Annotated in this window: 20 protein-coding genes and 1 pseudogene; 11 read left to right on the forward strand and 10 right to left on the reverse strand. The window is 34.4% G+C overall.

From position 1 onward, the window contains the following. Positions 1-12: 12 nt before the first annotated feature. From EAG08_RS14655 to EAG08_RS14675, 5 genes and pseudogenes are all read right to left on the reverse strand, one after another. Positions 13-741, reverse strand: a complete 729-nt coding sequence (locus tag EAG08_RS14655) for a hypothetical protein (protein WP_129536081.1) — start codon at positions 739-741, stop codon at positions 13-15. Positions 742-769: 28 nt separating this feature from the next. Continuing rightward, on the reverse strand, positions 770-1,366 hold the full coding sequence (locus tag EAG08_RS14660) for an RsmD family RNA methyltransferase (RefSeq protein ID WP_129536082.1): 597 nt from the start codon (positions 1,364-1,366) through the stop codon (positions 770-772). A 71-nt stretch (positions 1,367-1,437) separates the two neighbouring features. Further along, positions 1,438-2,153 (reverse strand): annotated as a pseudogene (locus EAG08_RS14665) (DUF3822 family protein). Between the two features lie 18 nt (positions 2,154-2,171). Continuing rightward, a complete protein-coding gene (locus tag EAG08_RS14670) occupies positions 2,172-2,666 on the reverse strand; it encodes a Smr/MutS family protein (protein ID WP_129536083.1) in 495 nt (164 codons plus the stop codon). A 126-nt stretch (positions 2,667-2,792) separates the two neighbouring features. Next, a complete protein-coding gene (locus tag EAG08_RS14675; protein WP_129536084.1) occupies positions 2,793-3,290 on the reverse strand; it encodes a metallophosphoesterase family protein in 498 nt (165 codons plus the stop codon). 75 nt (positions 3,291-3,365) lie between these two features. Between EAG08_RS14675 and EAG08_RS14680 the strand changes: the two genes are divergently transcribed. Next, the gene (locus EAG08_RS14680) at positions 3,366-4,907 is read left to right on the forward strand and encodes a serine hydrolase (RefSeq protein ID WP_129536085.1); all 1,542 of its coding nucleotides are present in this window, start codon (positions 3,366-3,368) and stop codon (positions 4,905-4,907) included. A gap of 46 nt (positions 4,908-4,953) precedes the next feature. Here EAG08_RS14680 and EAG08_RS14685 read toward each other — a convergent pair whose 3' ends face one another. Beyond that, positions 4,954-5,604: an archaemetzincin gene (locus EAG08_RS14685; protein ID WP_228446589.1), complete on the reverse strand. Its 651-nt coding sequence runs from the start codon at positions 5,602-5,604 to the stop codon at positions 4,954-4,956. Between the two features lie 230 nt (positions 5,605-5,834). Next, positions 5,835-6,311: a SixA phosphatase family protein gene (locus EAG08_RS14690; RefSeq protein WP_129536087.1), complete on the reverse strand. Its 477-nt coding sequence runs from the start codon at positions 6,309-6,311 to the stop codon at positions 5,835-5,837. Between the two features lie 114 nt (positions 6,312-6,425). On the opposite strand from EAG08_RS14690, the gene ruvX reads away from it, so the two are divergent. The 8 genes from ruvX (at position 6,426) to EAG08_RS14730 (ending at position 11,920) form a co-directional block, all read left to right on the forward strand. Beyond that, the gene (gene ruvX, locus EAG08_RS14695; RefSeq protein WP_129536088.1) at positions 6,426-6,842 is read left to right on the forward strand and encodes a Holliday junction resolvase RuvX; all 417 of its coding nucleotides are present in this window, start codon (positions 6,426-6,428) and stop codon (positions 6,840-6,842) included. Further along, entirely contained in the window at positions 6,839-7,411 is a 573-nt protein-coding gene (gene def, locus EAG08_RS14700; RefSeq protein ID WP_129536089.1) for a peptide deformylase, read from the forward strand. The genes ruvX and def overlap by 4 nt, the downstream gene beginning before the upstream one ends. A gap of 80 nt (positions 7,412-7,491) precedes the next feature. Further along, on the forward strand, positions 7,492-8,055 hold the full coding sequence (locus EAG08_RS14705; protein ID WP_129536090.1) for a DUF5606 domain-containing protein: 564 nt from the start codon (positions 7,492-7,494) through the stop codon (positions 8,053-8,055). A gap of 319 nt (positions 8,056-8,374) precedes the next feature. Beyond that, positions 8,375-9,142: a nucleoside triphosphate pyrophosphohydrolase gene (gene mazG, locus EAG08_RS14710; protein WP_129536091.1), complete on the forward strand. Its 768-nt coding sequence runs from the start codon at positions 8,375-8,377 to the stop codon at positions 9,140-9,142. Then, on the forward strand, positions 9,143-10,222 hold the full coding sequence (locus tag EAG08_RS14715; protein WP_129536092.1) for an FUSC family protein: 1,080 nt from the start codon (positions 9,143-9,145) through the stop codon (positions 10,220-10,222). A gap of 4 nt (positions 10,223-10,226) precedes the next feature. Then, a complete protein-coding gene (locus tag EAG08_RS14720; protein ID WP_129536093.1) occupies positions 10,227-11,096 on the forward strand; it encodes a hypothetical protein in 870 nt (289 codons plus the stop codon). Between the two features lie 50 nt (positions 11,097-11,146). After that, entirely contained in the window at positions 11,147-11,533 is a 387-nt protein-coding gene (locus EAG08_RS14725; RefSeq protein WP_129536094.1) for a hypothetical protein, read from the forward strand. A 165-nt stretch (positions 11,534-11,698) separates the two neighbouring features. Further along, the gene (locus EAG08_RS14730) at positions 11,699-11,920 is read left to right on the forward strand and encodes a hypothetical protein (protein ID WP_129536095.1); all 222 of its coding nucleotides are present in this window, start codon (positions 11,699-11,701) and stop codon (positions 11,918-11,920) included. A gap of 43 nt (positions 11,921-11,963) precedes the next feature. On the opposite strand, the gene EAG08_RS14735 is transcribed toward EAG08_RS14730, so the two are convergent. Beyond that, positions 11,964-15,677, reverse strand: a complete 3,714-nt coding sequence (locus EAG08_RS14735; RefSeq protein ID WP_129536096.1) for a metallophosphoesterase — start codon at positions 15,675-15,677, stop codon at positions 11,964-11,966. 26 nt (positions 15,678-15,703) lie between these two features. Between EAG08_RS14735 and EAG08_RS14740 the strand changes: the two genes are divergently transcribed. Continuing rightward, entirely contained in the window at positions 15,704-16,885 is a 1,182-nt protein-coding gene (locus tag EAG08_RS14740; RefSeq protein WP_129536097.1) for a Pycsar system effector family protein, read from the forward strand. A gap of 79 nt (positions 16,886-16,964) precedes the next feature. Here EAG08_RS14740 and EAG08_RS14745 read toward each other — a convergent pair whose 3' ends face one another. Both EAG08_RS14745 and lnt read right to left on the reverse strand, forming a co-directional pair. Then, on the reverse strand, positions 16,965-19,268 hold the full coding sequence (locus tag EAG08_RS14745; RefSeq protein ID WP_129536098.1) for a GAF domain-containing protein: 2,304 nt from the start codon (positions 19,266-19,268) through the stop codon (positions 16,965-16,967). Positions 19,269-19,384: 116 nt separating this feature from the next. Next, complete coding sequence (gene lnt / locus EAG08_RS14750) at positions 19,385-21,025, reverse strand: apolipoprotein N-acyltransferase (protein ID WP_129536099.1); 1,641 nt, start codon at positions 21,023-21,025, stop codon at positions 19,385-19,387. Between the two features lie 52 nt (positions 21,026-21,077). Between lnt and EAG08_RS14755 the strand changes: the two genes are divergently transcribed. Further along, a complete protein-coding gene (locus EAG08_RS14755) occupies positions 21,078-21,503 on the forward strand; it encodes a VanZ family protein (RefSeq protein WP_317126279.1) in 426 nt (141 codons plus the stop codon).

Raw genomic sequence — 21,503 nt, forward strand, 5'->3', positions numbered from 1 at the left:
AACGGCATTTCTTTATAAATCGAATTGATTATAATAATAACTATTACCATTGGCAGACTCTTCACCAAAAATGATATAATAAGTGTTACCGTCTACGGGATTTACTGCATTCCATGAATTTGTATTATGCATAGAAAACCTTTCATCATTATATTTTCTGATATTTGTTTCTTTAAAATCTATCTGACTATCGACTTTAGTCAATCTTATAAATTTCAAGGTGTTTGATGAGTTTGTGAAATAATATGTCATTCTGTAATCTCCTGTTCTAAACACCAATGAGTTTATATTTTCAAGTTCGAGAGACCATGTAACATTACTTTTGATTTCATTTTTTGTACCATTTTTTCTAAAGTAGGGAATGACGGGGAAATATGTTATGTTGGGTTTTACTTCCAAATTTGCTTTCAAAAAATTGCCTTTTCCATCATTTACAGAAATTTCAAAATTTCCGATTAGCTTTGCGTGAAAAGAACCTGGATCTTCATTATTTGGGTTATCCCACAAATTAAAATTAGATAATGACCATTGGTATAATTTGTTATTTAAAACTTTATTGTTTTTGGTAATTAAATAATTAATATCCGAACCAGCCAATACAGTATAATTAGCTGGAGATATAGTGGCATTAGATAAGTCTAAATAGGTCTCTTGCTCAATATTATCAGAAATATCATCATTGTTACTACAAGAAGTAAAACATAAAGCAAGGCCAAGAAATAAAATTATTTTCTTCATCATATAATAAAGGATTTTTTGTCTCTTTTTCTTACTCTGTAATTTCAATACTATCAGTGTCGGTTTCGTCTTCCACCGGATTAGGTTCAAAAAAGCTGAACGTTATATTTCCGTATTTTCTGCTGTCAACCAAATTGGGATGATCGAGCTTCATTCTGCTTTGATGCTCTACGATGAAAACTCCATTGGGTTTTAGATATTTATTTTTTAGAACCAAAGAAATCAGTTCCATATACTTTTTCTCTTCGGTCTCGAATGGTGCATCTGAGAAAACGATTTCGTAAGATTTTTTGTTTCTGAATTTCTTCAGCCAATCAAAAACGTCGCCACGCTGCACGCTTACATTTAGGCTAAATCCCAATTCTGCAGCTGTAGAATTTAAAAATGAAGTGTGTTTAGGGTTTAATTCAACCGAAGTCACATCTTTGCAGCCTCTTGAAGCAAATTCAAAAGTAATCGAGCCGATTCCTGCAAAAAGATCAAGCACAGAGCTCGCCTGCATATCGTATTTGTTTTCAATGATGCTGAACAAAGCCTCTTTCGCAAAATCGGTGGTCGGTCTTACGTCAAAGTTTTTGGGAGCTGCTATTTTTTTGGCTTTCCACTTGCCGGCAATTATTCTGTACATTTTTTTAGATTTTAGGGTGTAGTTAATAGATAGCAAAAAAGGATAAAATCCTAAAATCTGCTTTCTATAATCTAATTTAGAATGAAATTCTTATTCGGAATATTATCAAAAACAATCTTTATGTTCTTCACAAACTTCTGAAGTTCTGAAATGAATGTTTCGTTTTCTGTCGTTTCACCGTACACAAAAAGTTAGTGTCGTTGATTCCGAAACCGATCTTACTTAATGTAAACATAACGAAATAAAGAAAATCTACTTCTGAGTTGACATCAAGATTATTGTATAAAATCACTTTCTTATTGGCAATTGCAAAAAACTCACACTGGTTATGATAAAGATTGATGTGAATTTCTTTATTGTTTTTATTATAAATTGAGTTTAAAAACTTCTCCCCCGAAAAATTAAATTTCACAGGAATCGAAAGATCCTTAATTTTTTTATAAAATTCCTTCGGAAAAGTATAGTAAAACTGTACGTGAAATTTCTTATTTACTGAAAGCATCAATTCCTCATTTTCCTTATCAACAGGCGCGTTAAAGGCTATTAAATCGTAACCAGCATCGTGCTCAGAAAAACCTTCCGGCATTAAAGTAAAATGATTGAGCGCCGAGATCACAGAAACTTCGTCGTATCTCTGTTTCAGCAAAGCTTCCTCCAATTTATCAGCAATGAAATTTGCGGGAGATTCTTCATTCACGAGATAAGACTTCTCCTCCAAAACATTTTTGTTCTTGGAAATCTGATAGATCAGCCCGTCTTTGGTAAAAAGTAAAGTAAGTACGTTCATATAACAATTGCTGCAAATTTAGTGAAATTCTACCATTACCGCACCCGATTGATGGTGAAGAATTTCTTTGTTGTAAAAATCCAGACCGGTTTGACTTTCAAGCACGTCCAAAACTAATTTCTGAAGCACGCCGTCTCCGATTCCGTGAACAATTTCCAATCTTTTCAAATGATTTTTTCTGCAGAAATTAATCGTCTGAACGAGTTTTTCCTTCTGCATAAACAATCTCTCGAAACTGTCGTAGTCATTCGGATTTTTAACCAAATTATGAAAATGTAAGTCAAGAACCAAAGGATTTTTATCGTGTTTTTTAGAAGTTACTTTTCTTGGTTCTGCTTTTTGTACCACTTTTATGTTTTCATAAATAGAAGCATTTTTTGGAACCAGTTTTTCCTTAGGATATTGATAGGTAAAACCATATTCATCCTTGAAAACTACGATATTTCCATTCACAGAAGTGATTACTCCGCTCAAATCTTCATCTACCACCGAAACTTTATCGCCTATTTTCATAATCTTTTCTAACAAAATATCTACTTAAAGTTTGTCATTCTGTAGAAATCTCAGCACTATTTTTTTAAAAAAATAAATTTAGATTCCTCCGGAATGACAAATATGCCGGAAATTTATCAAATACAATTAAATCTTTGAACCCAATTCAATAATTTCTAAATCCTTAATTTCCTCACCATCAATCACAAATCGCATCATTGTTCTCATTTTATGCCATCCTTGCTTTCCGCAAGCTCCCGGATTCAAATGTAACAGATTGTTTTTCTGATCATACATCGCCTTCAAAATATGAGAATGCCCTGAAATAAATAACTTCGGTGCTTTTTCAGAAATTTCTTTTTGTGCTAACGGTGTGTATTTCCCGGGATAACCGCCGATGTGAATCATCAGAATTTCCACTTTTTCGCATAGAAAACGGTTCACTTCCGGAAATTCAGAACGGATTTTTGCTCCATCAATATTTCCCCAAACACCTTTTAAAGGTTTTATTTTTTCCAATTGCTCAATAATTTCAAAACTTCCAAAGTCACCACAATGCCAAATTTCATCAGCCTGTTTTGCATAATCTAAAATTCTGTCATCAATGTATGAGTGGGAATCGGAGAGGAGGAGGATTTTGGTCATTGCTGATGAGAATTTCTTTAAAAAGCAAATTTACTCAATAATCCCGAATTGATTAACTTTGGAAAAATTAAAAAAATGAAGCAAAAGCTATCTCTATTCTTTGTTCTTGTCTCTTTTATCTCGTTTGCGCAGGTTGAAGAAAAAAAATTGGATGAACTTATTCAAAATACTTTAAAAACTTTCGATGTTCCGGGAATGTCGGTTGGTGTAATCAAAGACGGTAAAATAATTTATTCAAAAGGTTTTGGAGTACGGTCTTTGACGTCTAAGCAGCCAATGGATGACACTACTTTGGTAGGAATTGCTTCCAATTCAAAAGCATTTACATGTACCGCTTTAGCGATTTTGGCAGATGAAGGAAAACTGAACTGGGATGATAAAGTTTCAAAATACATTCCTGAATTTCAGATGAACGATGCTTACGTTTCTCAAAATGTAACCATAAAAGATTTAGTTACACACAGAGCTGGTTTAGGTCTTGGACAAGGAGATTTAATGTTTTTTCCCGAAGGTGGAAGCTTAACAGTTAACGACATTGTTCATAACGTAAGATATTTAAAACCTGAAAATCCTTTCAGAACAACTTTAGATTATAATAATGTGATGTTTATCGTTGCAGGAGAAGTGATTCACAGAGTTTCCGGATTGACTTGGGCAGAATTTATCGAACAGAGAATTATGAAACCTGTTGGAATGAATGCAAGTTTCGGAAGTTACAACAGGGCAAAAGCTGTTGCTAATAAAATAGATGCTCACGCACCAGCAGACGGAAAAGTAATCGCTGTTCCTCACGATTGGAATGAAACAGCAAACGCTGCTGGAGGTATCATGAGCAACATCAAAGACATGTCGACTTGGGCAGAATTTCTTTTAAATGGATTTACAACCAAAGACGGAAAAAAATTGGTTTCAGACAAACAGATTCAGCAGCTTTGGAATTTGCAGATAGCAAGTCCGGTTGCGATGAAAAATCCTTATGATACAGGTTTTTACGGTTACGGATTGGGTTGGTTTTTAAGTGATGTAAAAGGTCATAAACAAGTTCAGCATACAGGTGGATTGATAGGAACAGTGACTCAGTTTACTCTAATTCCGGATATGAAATTAGGGATTGTTGTTTTAACCAATCAACAGTCTGGTGCAGCTTTCAACACGATTACGAATACATTGAAAGATTCTTATTTAGGCGTTGCCGACAGAAATTGGCTGAAAACCTACGGTGAAAGAATGTCAAAAGCCAACGCAGAATACGAAAAACAAAAGAAAGAAGCCTTTGCGAAATCTGATGCATTTAAAAAAGATAAAAACCTTCAGCCAAAAGCAGAACAATTTGTTGGGAAATATAATGATGTATGGTTTGGTGACGTAGAAATTGCTCAGCAAGGAAGTACGTACAGAATTTCTTGTAAAAACTCTCCAAGGTTGAAAGGTGAACTGCTTCCTTATTCAAACAATTCATTTATTATCAAATGGGATGACAGAAGCTATGATGCTGATGCCTATATTATTTTCAGCTACGATGAAAATGGAAAAGCAGAATCTGCAAAGATGAAAGCAATTTCAGATATTACAGATTTTAGTTTTGATTTTGATGATTTAGATTTGAAAAGAAAATAATTAATTTTAGAAATAAAATCAAGGAAACGGGCTTTAGTCCGTTTTTTTATTGAATTAAATTTAAATCTTTTTCTGTTCTTGAAAGTTCCGCGTTAAAAGAATTTGCTTCAAAGAATTTCTTCAACTCAAGCAGGCGTTTTTTATCATCATATTTTAAACTTGAATTGAGTTTGTACTGACAAAGCGAACAAGCTCTTGCGAAATGAACATCCGTTTCACTAAGGCTGTTCGTACCGTTCATCACGCAGTTTGCGTTCAGACAATGGCTGATTCCAAACATGTGACTAATCTCGTGCGAGCTGATTTTTATTAATCTTTCCAGACTTTGGTTGAAATTAGATTCAGATAAATTTCCATCAGCAAATCTGTACATCGAAGTTACGCCTACACCGTTTTGATATGAAGCCAGTCCGAAAACATAATTCCATTCAGGTTTTGGAAATAAATCTTTTTCTGTAATTCCCATTAAAACAGCTGCATCTTTTGGTTTTCTTTTAATTAAAACACTGTCCAAAACATAACCTGCGAGAATTTGCTCCTGCTCATTTTTAGAAATTCTTCGGACGTTTTTTGGGAAGATTTCGTTAGAAATAATTGGAAGAATTTTTGTTTCCAGCTGAAAATAGATTTTTAAATATTCCTTCGTAAGCTCAATTTGCTTTTCTTGTAAATCATTAAATTCTCCAATAGGCTGCAAATAAATTATATTTTTTTCTGCTTCAGGTTTTATCTTTTTTAATTTTTGAAAATCGTCAAACGTCTGAAATTTTTCTTTGTGATTATATCTCCATTCGCTAGAGCGTGGACGTGATAGTTTTACATCATTTATAGCAATACTTTGAAAATAAGTATTCTCTTTATTTTGACATGAAAAAATAAAAATCAGAATAGAAAAATATAGAAATTTAAATTTCAAAATTAAGATAGCTAGAGCTTATTCGGTTCATAAAAGAACAAAAGTTTCTTATCAGCACCATCAAAATGTGACCACGAATCGCAGTTAATCTCAAAACCCGCAACACCACACGTTGGAAAATGAAAAATATCTTCCGAAATAGAATTGGCGAAATTTGAAATTCCGTTGTTGTGTGAGAAAAATGCGACCGAATCGACATTATCATTCAAATCATAAATCACCGATTGAAAATTATTTTCAGAAGGATTGTATAATTTTTCGTTCGTAATATAATTGAGCCTGTAGGTTTGATTAAAAATTTTGCAGGTATTCAGTGCTCTCACCGCAGGGCTTGAGACCAAATAATCGATAGCAACATTGCTGTTCTTTAAGAATTTAGACATCTTCAAGGCATCTTGTAACCCTTTGTCTGCCAATGGTCTGTCGAAGTCTTCGGTTTCTTCCGGCCAGTCGCTTTTGGCGTGTCTTACCAAGATGAGTTTCTTCATAGTTCTGAATTTGGAATATTAAAATTATAAAAAAAAATATGGAATGTAACATCATTTTATAAAAAAAACTGCGTTATGAATAAAATCATTAAAATTTCTTAAATTTGCAGACTTATGGGACAAATCCTTGCGATAGACTACGGAAAGGCTCGTTGTGGTATTGCGGTGACCGATGATATGAGGATTATTGCTAGTGCACTGCAGACTGTAGAAACAAAGTTTTTGATGGGATTTTTGAAAAAATATTTCAATGAAAACAAAGTAGAAGACATTGTAGTAGGTCTTCCCATAGATTTGCGGGGAAATCTTTCTGAGGTGGAAACGGATATTCTGAAATTTATAGAACTTTTCGGTAAAGAGTTTCCCGATATTCAGGTTCATCGTTTGGATGAAAGATTTACGTCAAAAATGGCTTCGTTTTTTATCTCCCAAAGCGGAAAAAGTAAAAAACAGAGACAGGAGAAAGGATTAATAGATAGAGTAAGTGCAACCATCATATTGCAAAATTTTTTAGAACAAAGAACAAGATGATTTTACCAATTAGAGCCTTTGGAGATCCTGTTTTGAGAAAAGTAGGAAAAGAAATAGATCAAGATTATCCTGGTTTGCAGGAACTCATCGACAATATGTTTGATACGATGAATAGTGCCAATGGTATAGGTCTTGCAGCACCACAGATTGGTTTAGACATCCGTCTGTTTATCGTAGATGTTTCGCCTTTGGCAGGCGATGAAGATTATGAAGATATTGCTGAAGAGTTAAAAGACTTCAAGAAAGTATTCATCAACGCTCAGATTCTTGAAGAATCGGGGGAAGAGTGGAAATTTAATGAAGGCTGTCTTTCGATTCCTGATGTGCGAGAAGATGTCAAAAGAAAAAGTACGATCGTTATAGAATATTATGACGAAAATTTTGTTAAGCATAAAGAAACTTTTTCCGATATTAGAGCCCGCGTAATTCAGCATGAGTATGATCATATTGAAGGGACGCTGTTTACCGATCATTTAAGCTCTTTAAAGAAAAAATTGGTAAAAGGTAAATTGGTTAAAATTTCTCAAGGTGATGTATCGATCAGCTACAAAATGAGATTTCCAAAATAGTAAAATAGAAAATAAGTAAATAAATAATAAACTGCAGTTTGTCTTGAGCAGATTGCTAAAAATTTAAAAAAAATAAGATTATGCTGTTAGAAAAAATAATTTCGATTTCTGGTAAACCAGGTCTTTACAAATTAGTTTCGCAATTGAAAAACGGATTTATTATTGAAGACGTTACAACAAAAAAGAAGGTAAGCATCGGTAACTCAAGTCAAGTGAGCTTGTTAGATAATATTGCAATGTTTACATTCGATAAAGAAGTTCCTTTATTTGAAGTTTTTGAAAATATTGCTAAAAACTACGAGTACAAAGAAACAATTTCTCACAAATCTACTGAAGATGAGTTGAGAGAATTTATGGGAGCTTCACTTCCAAACTACGATACAGAAAGAGTATATTTTTCTGATATCAAAAAATTAGCTCAATGGTATAATATCCTTCACAAAGCAGGATATGTTACTCCAGAAAGCTTCGTAAAAGCTGAGCCTGAAACTGTAGAAGGAGAAAGCGCAGAAGGTGATATCACTGCAGATAAAGCAGCTCCGAAAAAAGCAGCTCCAAAAGCTGACAAGCCTGCAACTCCAAAAGTAAAAGCAAGTACAGGAGCAAAAGCAGCTACAAAAAGTACACACAGAAAAATGGGATAATTTAATTTATCTGAATTTATACAAAACCTTATCAGCGATGATGAGGTTTTTTGTTTTTGGGCTAAAAAATTTGACTTAGAAAAATGGAGCGTTAAGAAAATTAAAAGTTAATCCGTTAAAAAATTCCCACTGTTTGAAGCGCGATATCAATTTTGAACTAAAGAATTGATTTAGAATTCGCGCAAGTTTTGGGAATTTTAGGATTGACTTTTAATTTTTAGCGGAAGTTTCCAAGTCTTGAACTTTTGGTTCTTTTGTTTCAAGACAAAAGAACTAATAAAGATTTACTTAAATTTGTACCACTTTTTAATTCTCAATTATGAACACCAGACAGGAAAAACTCGAAGCTTTTGGAAGACTTTTGGATATTATGGATGACCTTCGTGAAAAATGTCCGTGGGATCAGAAACAGACGCTTCAGACGCTTCGTCATTTGACGTTGGAAGAAACGTATGAACTTTCAGATGCGCTATTGCAGGAAGATTTAACTGAAATTAAAAAAGAACTCGGTGATGTACTTCTGCATCTGGTTTTTTATGCTAAAATAGGGTCGGAGAAACAGAGTTTTGATATTGCTGATGTTATTAATTCTTTAAATGAAAAACTGATTTTCCGTCATCCTCATATTTATGGTGATGTCGAAGTGAAAGATGAAGAAGAGGTAAAACAGAATTGGGAAAAACTGAAGCTGAAAGAGGGAAATAAATCTATTTTAGGCGGAGTTCCGAAAGGTTTACCGAGTATGGTAAAAGCGTACAGAATTCAGGATAAAGTGAAAGGAATTGGTTTTGAATTTCATGATGCGGAAGATGCATGGAAAAAAGTCGATGAAGAGATTCAGGAATTTCATGATGAAACCGATTCAGATAAAAAAGAACAGGAATTAGGAGATGTATTTTTCTCATTAATCAATTACGCCAGAATTTCTGGTTTAAATCCAGATTCTGCGTTAGAGAGAACCAATTTGAAGTTCATTTCAAGATTCCAAAAGATGGAAAATTTAGCATTAAAAGAAAATTTAAAATTGGGAGAAATGTCTTTGGAAGAAATGGATGTTCTCTGGGAAAAAGCAAAACGTTTTGAATAAATGAAAACCGATCATTCAGCACAAAACCGATTTCAATATCTGATTGAAATTAAGAAAACCGAAAGAAAATGGCATTTTCCGTTTCTTGCGGCTTTGTGCATTGGTACGCCGCTTTTGCTGGGCTGGTTTTCCGGAAAACCAAACTACGGAAGTCTGTCGAGTTTGGGTGCGTTGACGATCTTGTATTTCACTACAGCACCGATCAGTCAGCGAATGATTCATCTGGCGGTCTGCGCTTTCGGAATTATTTTTTCCTTTACCATCAGTCTTTTTTTTAGCTTTAATATTTATATGGCGGCTTTGTCCTTCGGGATTGTTTCTTTTCTGTCACATTTTATTACTTCTTATTTTAAAATTCCACCGCCGGGAAATTTTTTCTTCATTATGCTTGCGGCAATGGCAAGTACTTTTCAGTTTGATTTGGAAATGATTCCTATGAGAGTTGGATTAGTCGCAATGGGAGCCATTTTATCATGTTCGTTGGCTTTTATTTATTCCGTTTTTGTTGAAAAGAGTGAAGTGGTGACTGTTCCCCGAAGAGTTTTTAAGAAAAAAAGATATACCAAATTTGTAGAAAGTACGATTATTGGTTTAATCATGATGCTGACATTAATTGTCGGTCATCTTTTAAAATTTCAGAATACGTACTGGATTTCTATTTCCACCGTTGCCATTATTCAGGGACGGAATTTCGAGCATGTACGCCAAAGAAATATGCACCGGATTTTCGGAACTTTTATTGGTCTCGGTTTAGCTTCGCTGATTCTACTTTTTGATCCTGAAAAGATTCTAATGATAGGAATTATCGTAGTTTTACAGTTCATTGTAGAATTAATGATTGTGAGAAATTATGGTTTGGCCGTGATCTTTATTACACCACTTACCTTACTTTTAATAGAAGCGGGAAGTCCTATTCATCATGATGTTGAAAATCTCATGGAGGCGAGATTACTCGATACGATTATCGGAAGTTTGATGGGATTGGCAGCCGGTTTTTTTCTACATCATCAGCAAATCATCAATCAACTGGAGAAAAATATTAGGTATTCTTTTTTTCAGTTTAAAAAATTAAAAAAATAAAATTATGCGCATTCTTGTTGTATTCGCTTTCATGTTATTAAGTTGTAATCCGAAAGCTCAGGATTCAGTAACCCAATCACAGGACGATTTGAAAACAGAATTTTCACTTCCCAAAAAACTGAAAGAAGTTTCTGGGATTGCTCTTTCGCAGGATCAGAAAACCATTTGGGCCATCGAAGATGCAGGAAATAAAAATGTAGTGTACGGGCTGAACAGAAAGGGCGAGCAAATCGCTGACGTTTTGGTGGAAAACGCTGAAAACAATGATTGGGAAGATATTACAAAAGATGCAGCCGGAAATATCTACATCGGAGATTTCGGAAATAATGAAAACGACAGACAAAATCTTTCCATTTTAAAATTAGATTTAAAAACTGATTCTCAGAAATCTACAAAGGTTATTCAGACAACGAAATTTCATTACGAAGGACAGACTGAGTTTCCGCCTAAAAAATCAAATTTACTGTACGATTGTGAAGCTTTTGTAGAGAAAGACGGCAGTTTTTACCTGTTCACCAAAAACAGAAGCAAAGGTTTTGACGGAACTTTTCTGGTTTTCCAGATTCCTAATAAAGAAGGTGATTTTGAAGCGAAATTGGTTGGTAAATTGAAACTTGAAGGAGGTTACAGCGATGCAGCAATTACTTCAGCAACCATCAATTCAAAAAATCAGATTGCTTTGCTGAATCATAAAAATATCAACTTACTTTCCGGATTTACCGCAAATGATTTTAGTACAGCCAAAGTCCAGAAAATACCATTGAATCATAATTCGCAAAAGGAAGCGGTCGTTTTTGTTGATGATAAAACGTTGTTAATTGCTGATGAAAAGGATAAGAAAACGGGAGGGAATGTGTATAATTTTAAATTGTAAACTTTTTTAAGTTATTTAAAATAATATCTTTGCATCCAATTGACAATTTTATGCAAAAATACCTTTATATTTTATTTATTCTCTGCTTAACTTCTTGTAGTGGAAATGATGACTCTTCAGAAAATCAGTTCAATGATTCAGCATTATTAGAACCCAACAAGATTCTTACATATTATGCAGAGTTGCCAACAGTAGGGAGTTTAAACTCTAATTGGTATTATGAATTCTTTTATGAAAATGGAAAGCTAAAGAGAATGAACGGAAAACTGGTAAAACAGTATAATGGAATTGAAATGTTTTCTAATAGCCCGTATTCAACATTATCTTATTCGGCTAATCAAGTTATTATTGAACATTCTGAGACTGATGGTGATATTAAAAAAGTCATTAACACGTTTGATAATGATAGATTGAAAAAGTCTGAAATGTACAGCTAGTATAATGAACTGATTGCAGAGAAAAATTTTTCTTATGAGGCAGATAAAATCTTAGTTCATACAAAAAGGTACTCTTGGGATACTTATGATACTTACTATTTTAATTCTGCCAAAAATCTCATAAAAAGTGAGAAGTTAGAAAAATCAAGTAATGTAAGTAACAAATTGACAACAATATATTATTCTAATTTTGATACTGCTAAAAATCCGTATAAAAAATTATATCTGATGAATGAAAATTTTTTTGTCAAAAGTTTGTCGGCAAACAATTACAGAAAAATGTCTTACACTATTGAATATCTTCAAAATCCACAATCAGTTCCAGGAAATGGTAGTAGTGAATGGACTTATAATTATGATTCCAATGGCCAAGTGATTATTAATTAATATAAATTCTGATTACTAATTAGAGCATAAATTGTACTGAACTCTAAAAACTCAACCCCACACCACCGGAAATCCTTCCGCCATCTTCCCCGGTAAAATAATCCACTCTCGCAGAGAACGTTTCCAGAATGTTCATCCAGAAACCTGCACCGACTCCTTGATGCCATTTGTCGGATTGTTCACCGTCTTTCCAGACTCTTCCTAAATCGTAGCCGACTAAAATTCCCAAGTTCGTAGGAACGATATTGTTTTTTACTCTTCCGAAATTCCAGCGGATTTCAGAATTATTGGCGAAATATGATTTCCCTGCAAACCTTTCATTTCTGTAAGCACGCATTCCGTTGTTTCCGCCGATGGCTGCAGCTTGGTAGAATTCAAAATTATTATTGTTAATAATCATTGCGTTGCTCGAGTTGGCAAATACAAATTTTCCTCGCTTATCAATTCTGTGGAATAGATTTAAAGTTCCGTTGAAGTTGGCGAAGTTTTGATTAAATTCTGATAGATTGGCTTTCCAGCCTGCATTTAAAATCATTTCCAAACCTAAAGTAGGGAAGGCTTTATTGTCTAAATTTTTAAAACTAAACGTATAGTTTGCGCCCGCAAATTGTTGTCCATTAAAAACTTCAGGATTTACATCTGGAGAAACAGCTATGAATCGGTCATCATTGAACTGCACTTTAGCATGTTCAAAATTTAACTGAAACTGATGTTTCAGATTCAGCCAGCTCGTTTTTGAAATGGATGGCGCAAATTTAAACTGAGAAATTCGCACTCGGTTGTAGTCTCGGTTGTCTTCATCAGCATCATTCAAACTCTCATTACCCAAACCAAAGAATGTTCTTGCAAAAAACGGAGTGGTGTAGGTGGCGTCTATTCCTGCATCCCAACCAGCGATTGCCTTCTTGAAAATTCCTTTATAACCAACATTAAATCCGCCAGTTGCAGTATAAAAATTAGCGCTTAAACTATGTTTTTGGGTGAAAGGGTCACGGATGAAATTATTGACTGTATAGTTTGCTACAATTCCTAGAATCACGCCGTCATCAGGATTGAAATTGGCCATTGGATAACCTGCAAAGAAATTGTATTTCGGGTGCTTCCAGTTGTAGGTGTTGACGTCATAATCATTGCTGATATGTTTAGTTGCGGATTTTGCGTTGTAGGTATTTTTCTGTGATTTAAAATCATAAATCTTTACCTTACTTCCATTTTCTACATTGTAGGTGTCATGATTGTAACCACCAATTAATCGGATGTTTATTTTCGATGTTCCTTCTCCTGAAACTTCGTAAATATCATCTTCTTCCAAACCGTAGATCCAAAGTTCTTTGGTTTTGGTATCGTCATATTTCTTTTCAAAAACCAGCTCTTCACCTTTGTTTTTGTCTAATTGATATTGTTTTACTTCAACAGAATTTCCTGTTTTTGTGATTACAAATTTATCTTTGTTTACCGTTCCCGTTAAAGGAATTTTTTCCTGCAAAACATCAAAATATCTCGTTGCATAATCTTCCAATTTGCCTTTTCTCAGCTTCAGTTTTCTTTGAATATCTGTAATGGTTTCGTCCTGAACTTCTTTAGGTAAATTATCAAATGCACGGTCGATATCGGTATCTGATAAATGTTTCTGAATGTATTTTGCCTGAGCCGTCCAGTCTTCCTGATTCGCATTTTTCAGGAAAATTAAATCCATAGGATAAGGCTCCATGTTCATCCATCGTACGCTTTTTATATCGTCTTTAAATGTTTTCATGTGACGGATTGCAGGAATATTCATCAAGACTTTAAAAGCTGCCCCATCGTAATTGCTAAATGCCTGATCTCTGTCACGCGGAATTGGTTTGTAAATCACTTTATCACCAACTTTGTATTCTGCCCATTTCCATTGATCTTCGTGTCTGTCCCAATCACCGATCAGCATGTCAAAAATTCTTGCTCTGATGTAAAGATCCTGATCTACTGAATATTTACCATCTTTTCGCATATTTTTCAGAACATCTGAAGTTGAAACGATGTCTAATGCATTATCCAATGACTGCAAAGTTTTCGGATCTGAAGAAAAACGTTCTTCAATCATATACAGTTCGTCACCGTAATTTTGATTGTATCGTCCTAAAGATTTTTGTTTTGGAATGTAATATAATTCAGGATTGCTGTGGAAAATATCCAACTTGTCAATCATATTATTAACCGCAAAACCTGTAAAAGGATGATTTGTGGTATAAAAATCGAGTAAAAATCTTTCCGGAAATGTATTGTTGAGTTCGCTTCCGAAACTGTTTTTCTTGAAAGCCTGAGCATTCAGAAAACGGACTGCACTTTTCTTGATTCCACGCATCACAAATTCCTGTCCGTCGTTGGTTCTAAGACGCAGACTGTTCGACTGATTTCCACCGCCTTCTCTGACAGGAGAATATCCGGGATTCATGTCTGAAAGATTTTTTGTTTTGGCTTCAATCGGAAGTGCGTAGTATTTTCTGTAATGATTTCCCCAAAGCCAAGAGTAGAATTTTCCTGCTTTAGTCTGTCTTTCGGAGTAAATCGTAGATGTTACGGTTACGGGTAAATTATCCAGATAATTATTTTGGAACTCTTCTGGTTTTTTAAGAACTGCAATCTGAGTCAGCTTTTCAAGTTTATTGTTTTTGGTCGAAAAATATTCAACATCCGAACTTAAATCTTTTCTGAGATTTAAAACTGCAAATCCGCTTCCTCCATAGGAGAAATCTGTTTTTTGAGCAATTGTCGAAGGATCGGTTTTAGAACCCGCACCGCTGATGATTTGCTTGATATTTTTGTCTTCATGATATTGTAGATTATGGTCATGCCCGGAAACCAGAATCACATTTTCTTTATCCTGAATAATACTTTTGATTCTATTGGCAAACTCTGCATAATGCGCATTGCTAATATCCTCCATACTCGCTCCGGAAGAACTTCGCAAAACATTAATTAAACTTGCAACTCCCGGAATTGGAAGTTTACCCTGAAAAGAGGAAAGGTGAGATTTTGCAGAATTGAAACCTGCATGAACGCCCGAACTGATGACGGGATGATGTACGGCCACAATGATTCTCTTATCCTGATTTTTTGTAATTAAATCTTTAAACTCGGCATAAAAATCGGCTGTCGTCTTGATGTCGCAGCCTTTATTGATCCCCGGATATTTGTCCCAATTTATAAGAGCCCATTCAGAATCAAGAACAATCAGTTTGATGTCTTTAGTTAAATTAATATCGTCAATCGGACAGGAGTTTTTAGGTAAAAAAGCTTTTTTATCATTCAGATAAGATTTTACAAACTCTTCCTGAGCTTTTAAACCTTCCACACCGTGATACCAATCGTGATTTCCTGGGATTACCAGTGTTTTTCCTTTAAAATTTTTGGTAATCGATAATTGATTTTCTAATTTTTGTTTGGCCAAAGGATACCCTTTATCACTTTCTTTTGGCATTCCCAGCGGATAAATATTATCTCCCAAAAACAGAAGCATTGAATTTTTATCGGCCGAATCTAATTTATTTTTAATGAAATTTAAAGTATGCTGCGCTTGCGGTTCATCTGCGTTTCCGGCATCACCAACGAGGAAAATTTTAAAATCATTTTCAGTTCTTATGTCAGAATTTTGTATTTCATGCACGTTTTTTCCTTTTTGTACGTTATAGGTTGCACACGAAAACAAAAATCCGGAAAGAAGGATAACTCTCGCACTCGCCGAGAATATTTTTCGATCAAATTTAAAGGATAAATTCATACATTTACATTAAGAAAAATTCAGAAATGAGCGTTTTAAACAAAGCCAAAGATTACGTTGAAAACTTATTCAAAGATAAGTTATCTTCTGTATATTTTTATCATAATTTTATACATACCACATACGCTGTCAACAAGGCTGAAGAGATTATCAGTCACTCTGAAGTTTCTGAGTCAGACAGAGAAAAAATCTTACTTGCACTATGGTTTCATGACGTTGGTTTTACCGATTGTAATGCAGAAGGTCATGAGAAAAAAGGAGTGGAAATTGTAACAGAATTTCTGCTTCGTGAGAATGCTTCACGAGAATATATTGATGAAGTTTCAAAACTGATTCTTTCTACCGAAAAATATCATCAGCCTCAAAATTTTCTCGAGCAAATTATGAAAGATGCGGATTTTAGTCACTTTGCAAGTCCATTTTATAATGATACTGCAGAAGCTCTTCGTAAAGAATGGGAATTGACCGGCGGAATGTGCTTTTCTAATGACGAATGGAACGTGATGAATGTAGATTTTCTGAAAAACAAGCACAAATATTTTACAGATTACGCCAAAGAAAACTGGGAGCCGCTGAAACTGAAAAACGTAAAAAAATTGGAAAAGAAGATTGATAAAATTGAAAAAGAAGAAAAACCTAAGAAAGAAAATTCTGACTCCAAGAAAGATAAAGACCAAAAGTCTGACAGAAGTGTAGACACGCTTTTCAGAGTTACCTTAAATAATCATACAAGATTGAGTGATATTGCAGATAGCAAGGCAAATATTTTGCTTTCGGTAAATGCGATTATCATTTCGGTCTGTTTGTCTGTTTTGGTTCCGAAATTAGATACTCCGAAAAATGCACATTTGATTATCCCAACTTTTTTCCTGTTGATTTCGAGCGTTATGACGATCATTTTTGCCATTCTTTCTACAAAACCGAATGTGACGAAAACTACTTTTACCAATCAGGATATTGAAGACCGAAAAGTGAATCTTTTATTCTTCGGAAATTTCCATCAGATGAAATTTGACCATTATCTGAGTTCAATGCATGATCTCATCAAAGACAGAGATTATATTTACGATTCTATGGTGAAAGATTTGTATTTCCTTGGGAAAGTTTTAGACAGAAAATATAAATTGCTTTCTATCACCTACACCATTTTTATGGCAGGAATTATCTCTTCGGTACTTGCTTTTGCGTATGCTTTTCTTAGTTTGTAATTAATGAGAATTCTAAATTTGGGTATATTTAAAGGGGAACTTTTTTAGATCGAAAAGATGATATAACAAATAATTTAGATCATACAAAAGAAACTCTGATCGCCAGCAACCCGGTAATTCCCTGAAGATCTTCAACTCTTAAAAATTCAACATCAGCTTTCAGAACATTTTGTTTTTGAAGTCTGTTGATATATTGAAGATATTCACGTTGATTTTCCATCCCGAAATAAACAATTGTGATTTTTCCTGGACGGGTTAACCTCTCAGTAGAATCTTTAATGTGAGCTTTTTCAAGTCTCTTTTTAATGATTTCAAAATTAGAATTAAAAGCTCCATCTACGTCAAAACGTTTCTCATCCATTCGGAAACGGATGTCTATTTTTTCATTATAAACAAAGATCAGTGATGCAATATCCAGCGAGATTGGAAGATCTTCTTTGAATAAATGAAATTCATGTTCCATCGTGCAAATGGTTTCCAGCTGCCAGTATCTCAGTTCGTGAACGACTTTTGTAGAATAGGCTAAGTCGGGAGCGATATTGGGTCCGATGTAAAGATTATGTTCGACACCATCAGACTTAAACCTCTCAAAATAATGCGGGAAAATTTCCTGCGCAATCACTTGTTTTTGGTCTAAAATATCCGCCAGTTTACGGTTTAGAAGCGTAATGGAATCATCTAAATTTTTTCTGTTGGCATAAAACAGATCATTCTGTGTAAAGACCTGACTGAAATAATTTTTGATTTTATCTTTAATATTTTCATCGCTTTTTATCTCAAGCTGACCTTGTAAATAGGGATGAATTTCTTCCCGTAGAATTCTCTGAAAACGTTGCTCTGTATCAGCTTTTATTTCGTTGTTGAGTTCATTTTCAAAAACTTCAAGTGCCAATAAATGTTTTTTGGCGTCTGAAGAATTGAGCATGGTCATTACTTCATGAAGTCCGTCTATTTGCAGATTGAGATCTTCCAGCATCAGATTAAATCGTTTGTCTGACGAAGAACGGATGTCTGAAAAACTGAATAATGGGGTAAGATTTTTAAACGAAATCTCCTTTAAAGTATATATTTTTTTAGATAAATAAGCATTGAAATACCGTTCCGCTTCATTTCTGAATTTCCAGATTACGCTGTCGTGAATCGTGGTGTATTCTCGCTGAATGATGGCTTCAATCTGATTATTTCTTTCATAAGTAAATCTGCTCAAAGAGAAAATAATCATGTCTGCTACAAACTCGAGTTTTTTCAGTTTTAAACCATTCAAACTGTTAGCGGTAGGTGAAGTAAACTCCATGATAGCCAGCAGTTCACCATCTTTCATAATCGGAATGACCATGAAGCTGTTGATCTGGTGATCTTTCAAAATATTAAATGAAGGCAGTTTTTTGATTTCTTCATCTATTTTATCAACATCAGAAATGACAACGGGTTTTGAGTTGTACGTGACGTTTTCAAAGGTAGTTTTGCGAGCCTCTTCATCAAATGTGTTTAACCAAAAATCTAAGAGATAATTGGTGAACACGCTGTCATAGATTGGTAGTTTTTCGAGCCTTTTATTTTTATTGTTAAAAAGCATCAACCCAAAATTGAGTTCGGCAACATCAAAATAGGATTTGAAAATTTCTTTCAGATTTTCGTCCGGTGAAGGGTTTTCAAGATCAACTTTGATAAGCGTAGATTTCAGATCCGATAAAGCAACTTCTGTGGTACAATCGACTAGGGAAATAATGCTGAATCCGTTTAAAATCCAAGATTCTGACGGGAAATGTTTTTTCCAAAGATGAATATCATCCAGATTTTCAAGCAGCATATCGATGACATCATCCGCAGGAATTTTTGTTCCTTCTGCCGGATAAACGTAGCTGAAGTCTGAGTTGACTGTAATTTTATAATGCTTAATAATCCCGTTTTTGTCGGGAATATCATAATAAAAAGGAATGGTGACTCTGATGTCTCTTTTCAGATAAGTCTGCAAAATGAGGCAGCAGCAAAATACGTAATATTCATCATCGCTGATGTCTCTGAATTCAATCTCGAAATCTTTTCCCGCGTCATTCAGAATATTCTGAAACCTTTCAGTATAATTGAATGTAAGATTCGTTAAAGGAATTCCGGCGGCTTTAATTTCATTTTTCGTCAAACCTGTCGGAAAAAGATCAGCCAGCAAAAGTCTTATGAGGTCTTTATGTTTTTCAAACACCGCAAGATCCTGAAAACCATCTCGTAATTCCTTGAAATTTTTGGTTTTCTCAATCAAAGATTCTGCATAATTGGCACGGTATTCCAATCGGTCGTTATATCTGATATGCTCAAGCACATCCAAATATTTTTTGAACGATATAAAAACCTGAAACGGACTTTCTTTCTTGTAAAGATTTGCCAAAATGTGAAAAAATTGTGAAGGTAAAGGTATGAAAAAGGTCTTTTAAAAGATGAATTCGCAGGAGTGAATTATCAATTAAAATTAATTTATTTCACAGGTTGAGAGTTCGAAAAAATCTAAGCTTTCTTTTTTTCTAATTTCTTCTGGAATCGTTTAATTAAAAAGTAAAACAAAAGAAACCCTAAAGAAAACAATGAAAATCTGCTCAAAAGATCTCCAGCTTTTACATAGAATGTCTCGTTGTCATAAAGATTCACCCTAGCAAATAATGCGGTTTGGTCACCATAAAAAGTATCTTCCAGAATTTCACCTTTTGCATTGATATGTGCGGAAATTCCACTGTTTGCAGATCTTGCGATTTCTCTTCTCGTTTCAATCGCTCTCAGTTTTGCATAAGATAAAAGCTGTTTGTGACCTTCCGTAACGCCCCACCATGAATCGTTGGTAACAATTGCTAAAAAGTTCGCTCCTTTTTTTACATAGTCAGTTACAAATTCGCCATAAATACTTTCATAGCAAATAATCGGAGCGATTTTTCCTTTGTTGAAAGGATTTGAAAAAGCTACTCGTTCTTCATCTATTCCGAGAGATGCTACAGTTCCGCCAAGGTCAATCATAGCATCACCTAAAAGCGGTTTTAAAACACTCATGTATGGGAATATTTCAACACCAGGAACTAGTTTTCCCTTATGATAAACTTCTACTTTTTGATTGGGAATAATCTGTACTGCAGAATTGTAGCTTTCAACCCATAGTTGAGGATTCAGCTGATAAGCTTCTTTAGGTAAATTTTTATCACTTTTATAAAATCGATGCGATGAAATTCCAGTGGTAAAGACAGAACCTGGATGTTTTGCCAGAAAACTTTTCACATCATTCAGAAGTACGCTTTTTTCAAATGCAGTTTCAGAGATAGAACCTCTTCCCGGTATTGCAGTTTCCGGCGCAATGTAATAATCTATTTTTCCTTTGGTGTTTTGCTCGGCAAGGACAAGAAGTTCCTTGACGATAGTAATGCTGTCTTTAGAATATTTTTCTGCGTACGGATCAAGTGCGGGCTGCAGCATCAAAACGTTAATCTGGCCAATTGGTTTCTCATCAAAATTATTAAATTTAACCAAAGAAATAATCATCGGAAGAATGATCAGCAAAGCAACAATCGAAGAGTTTCTTATTAAATCTTTTCTTTTTCGTCCGGCTTCAAAAACTCTTATCGTATAAAATATCAGAACATTAATTAATAAAATCCAGAAGCTTCCGCCGGTTGCGCCTAAAGTGTCGTACCATTGAACTAGTTCAGGATAATCTGAAAAAACATTTCCTAAATTCAGCCAAGGCCATGTGAGCTCCCAATTCATGTGGAATTTTTCAAAACTCATCCAAATCGCCACGAAAAATGCCAATCCCCAATAACTTCCCTGAGCATTTTTGTACCAATGATAACATTGAAAGACCAAAGAATATAAAAATGAATTGGCTAAAATAGGAATCAGAACAGCCATCATAGAGTGGCTTCCGTCGGGGTTTTTAGAACCGTACAACCAGCCTGTGGTGACAATGTTCCAAATAATAAAACATAAATAGGAGAGCCCGAAAACTACCCAGCTTTTTCTTTTGAAATTGGAAAATTTAGAAACGCCATGTTCCATCATCAAAAGAGGAACGAGGGCGAAAAATATAAAAAACGGAATTCCGTATGTAGGCCACGAGATGGACAAAAGCATCGCTGAAATGAGCGTAAGTAAAACGTATTTCATTAAATTATTTTAACACACAAATTTAATGCTTTTGAAATGAATAACTTTGCAAATGATGTTAAAGAAATTTTATAAATTCATCATTTTACCCTATACAATTTTTCTGCTCTATCTGATGTTTTTCGGGATGGGAAGATTTCAATATAATGAAAATGTGATCAGAATTGAGCCCTTATTTTCAACATTGAGCTACATTGAAAATACAATTCGTTGGTGGGATATTATTCGTGTTGTTTTAGGGAATGTCGTAATGTTTATTCCTTTTGGTTTTTTGGGATGGGTATTTCCTCAGGTAAAAGATTTGAAAAATACTGTTATAGCGTTTGTTTCTGCTATTGTGATTGTAGAAGCTCTTCAATACTTTTCAAGATTGGGCATTTTTGAGGTGGATGATATTATCCTGAATACTTTTGGAGTTTATTTGGGTTGGCAGATTTGTAGGTTTATTGAATTACGTTTTAAAAGTTTAGTTGTATAA

Origin of the sequence: Chryseobacterium sp. 3008163, assembly GCF_003669035.1 — a bacterium.
Taxonomy (GTDB): Bacteria; Bacteroidota; Bacteroidia; order Flavobacteriales; family Weeksellaceae; genus Chryseobacterium.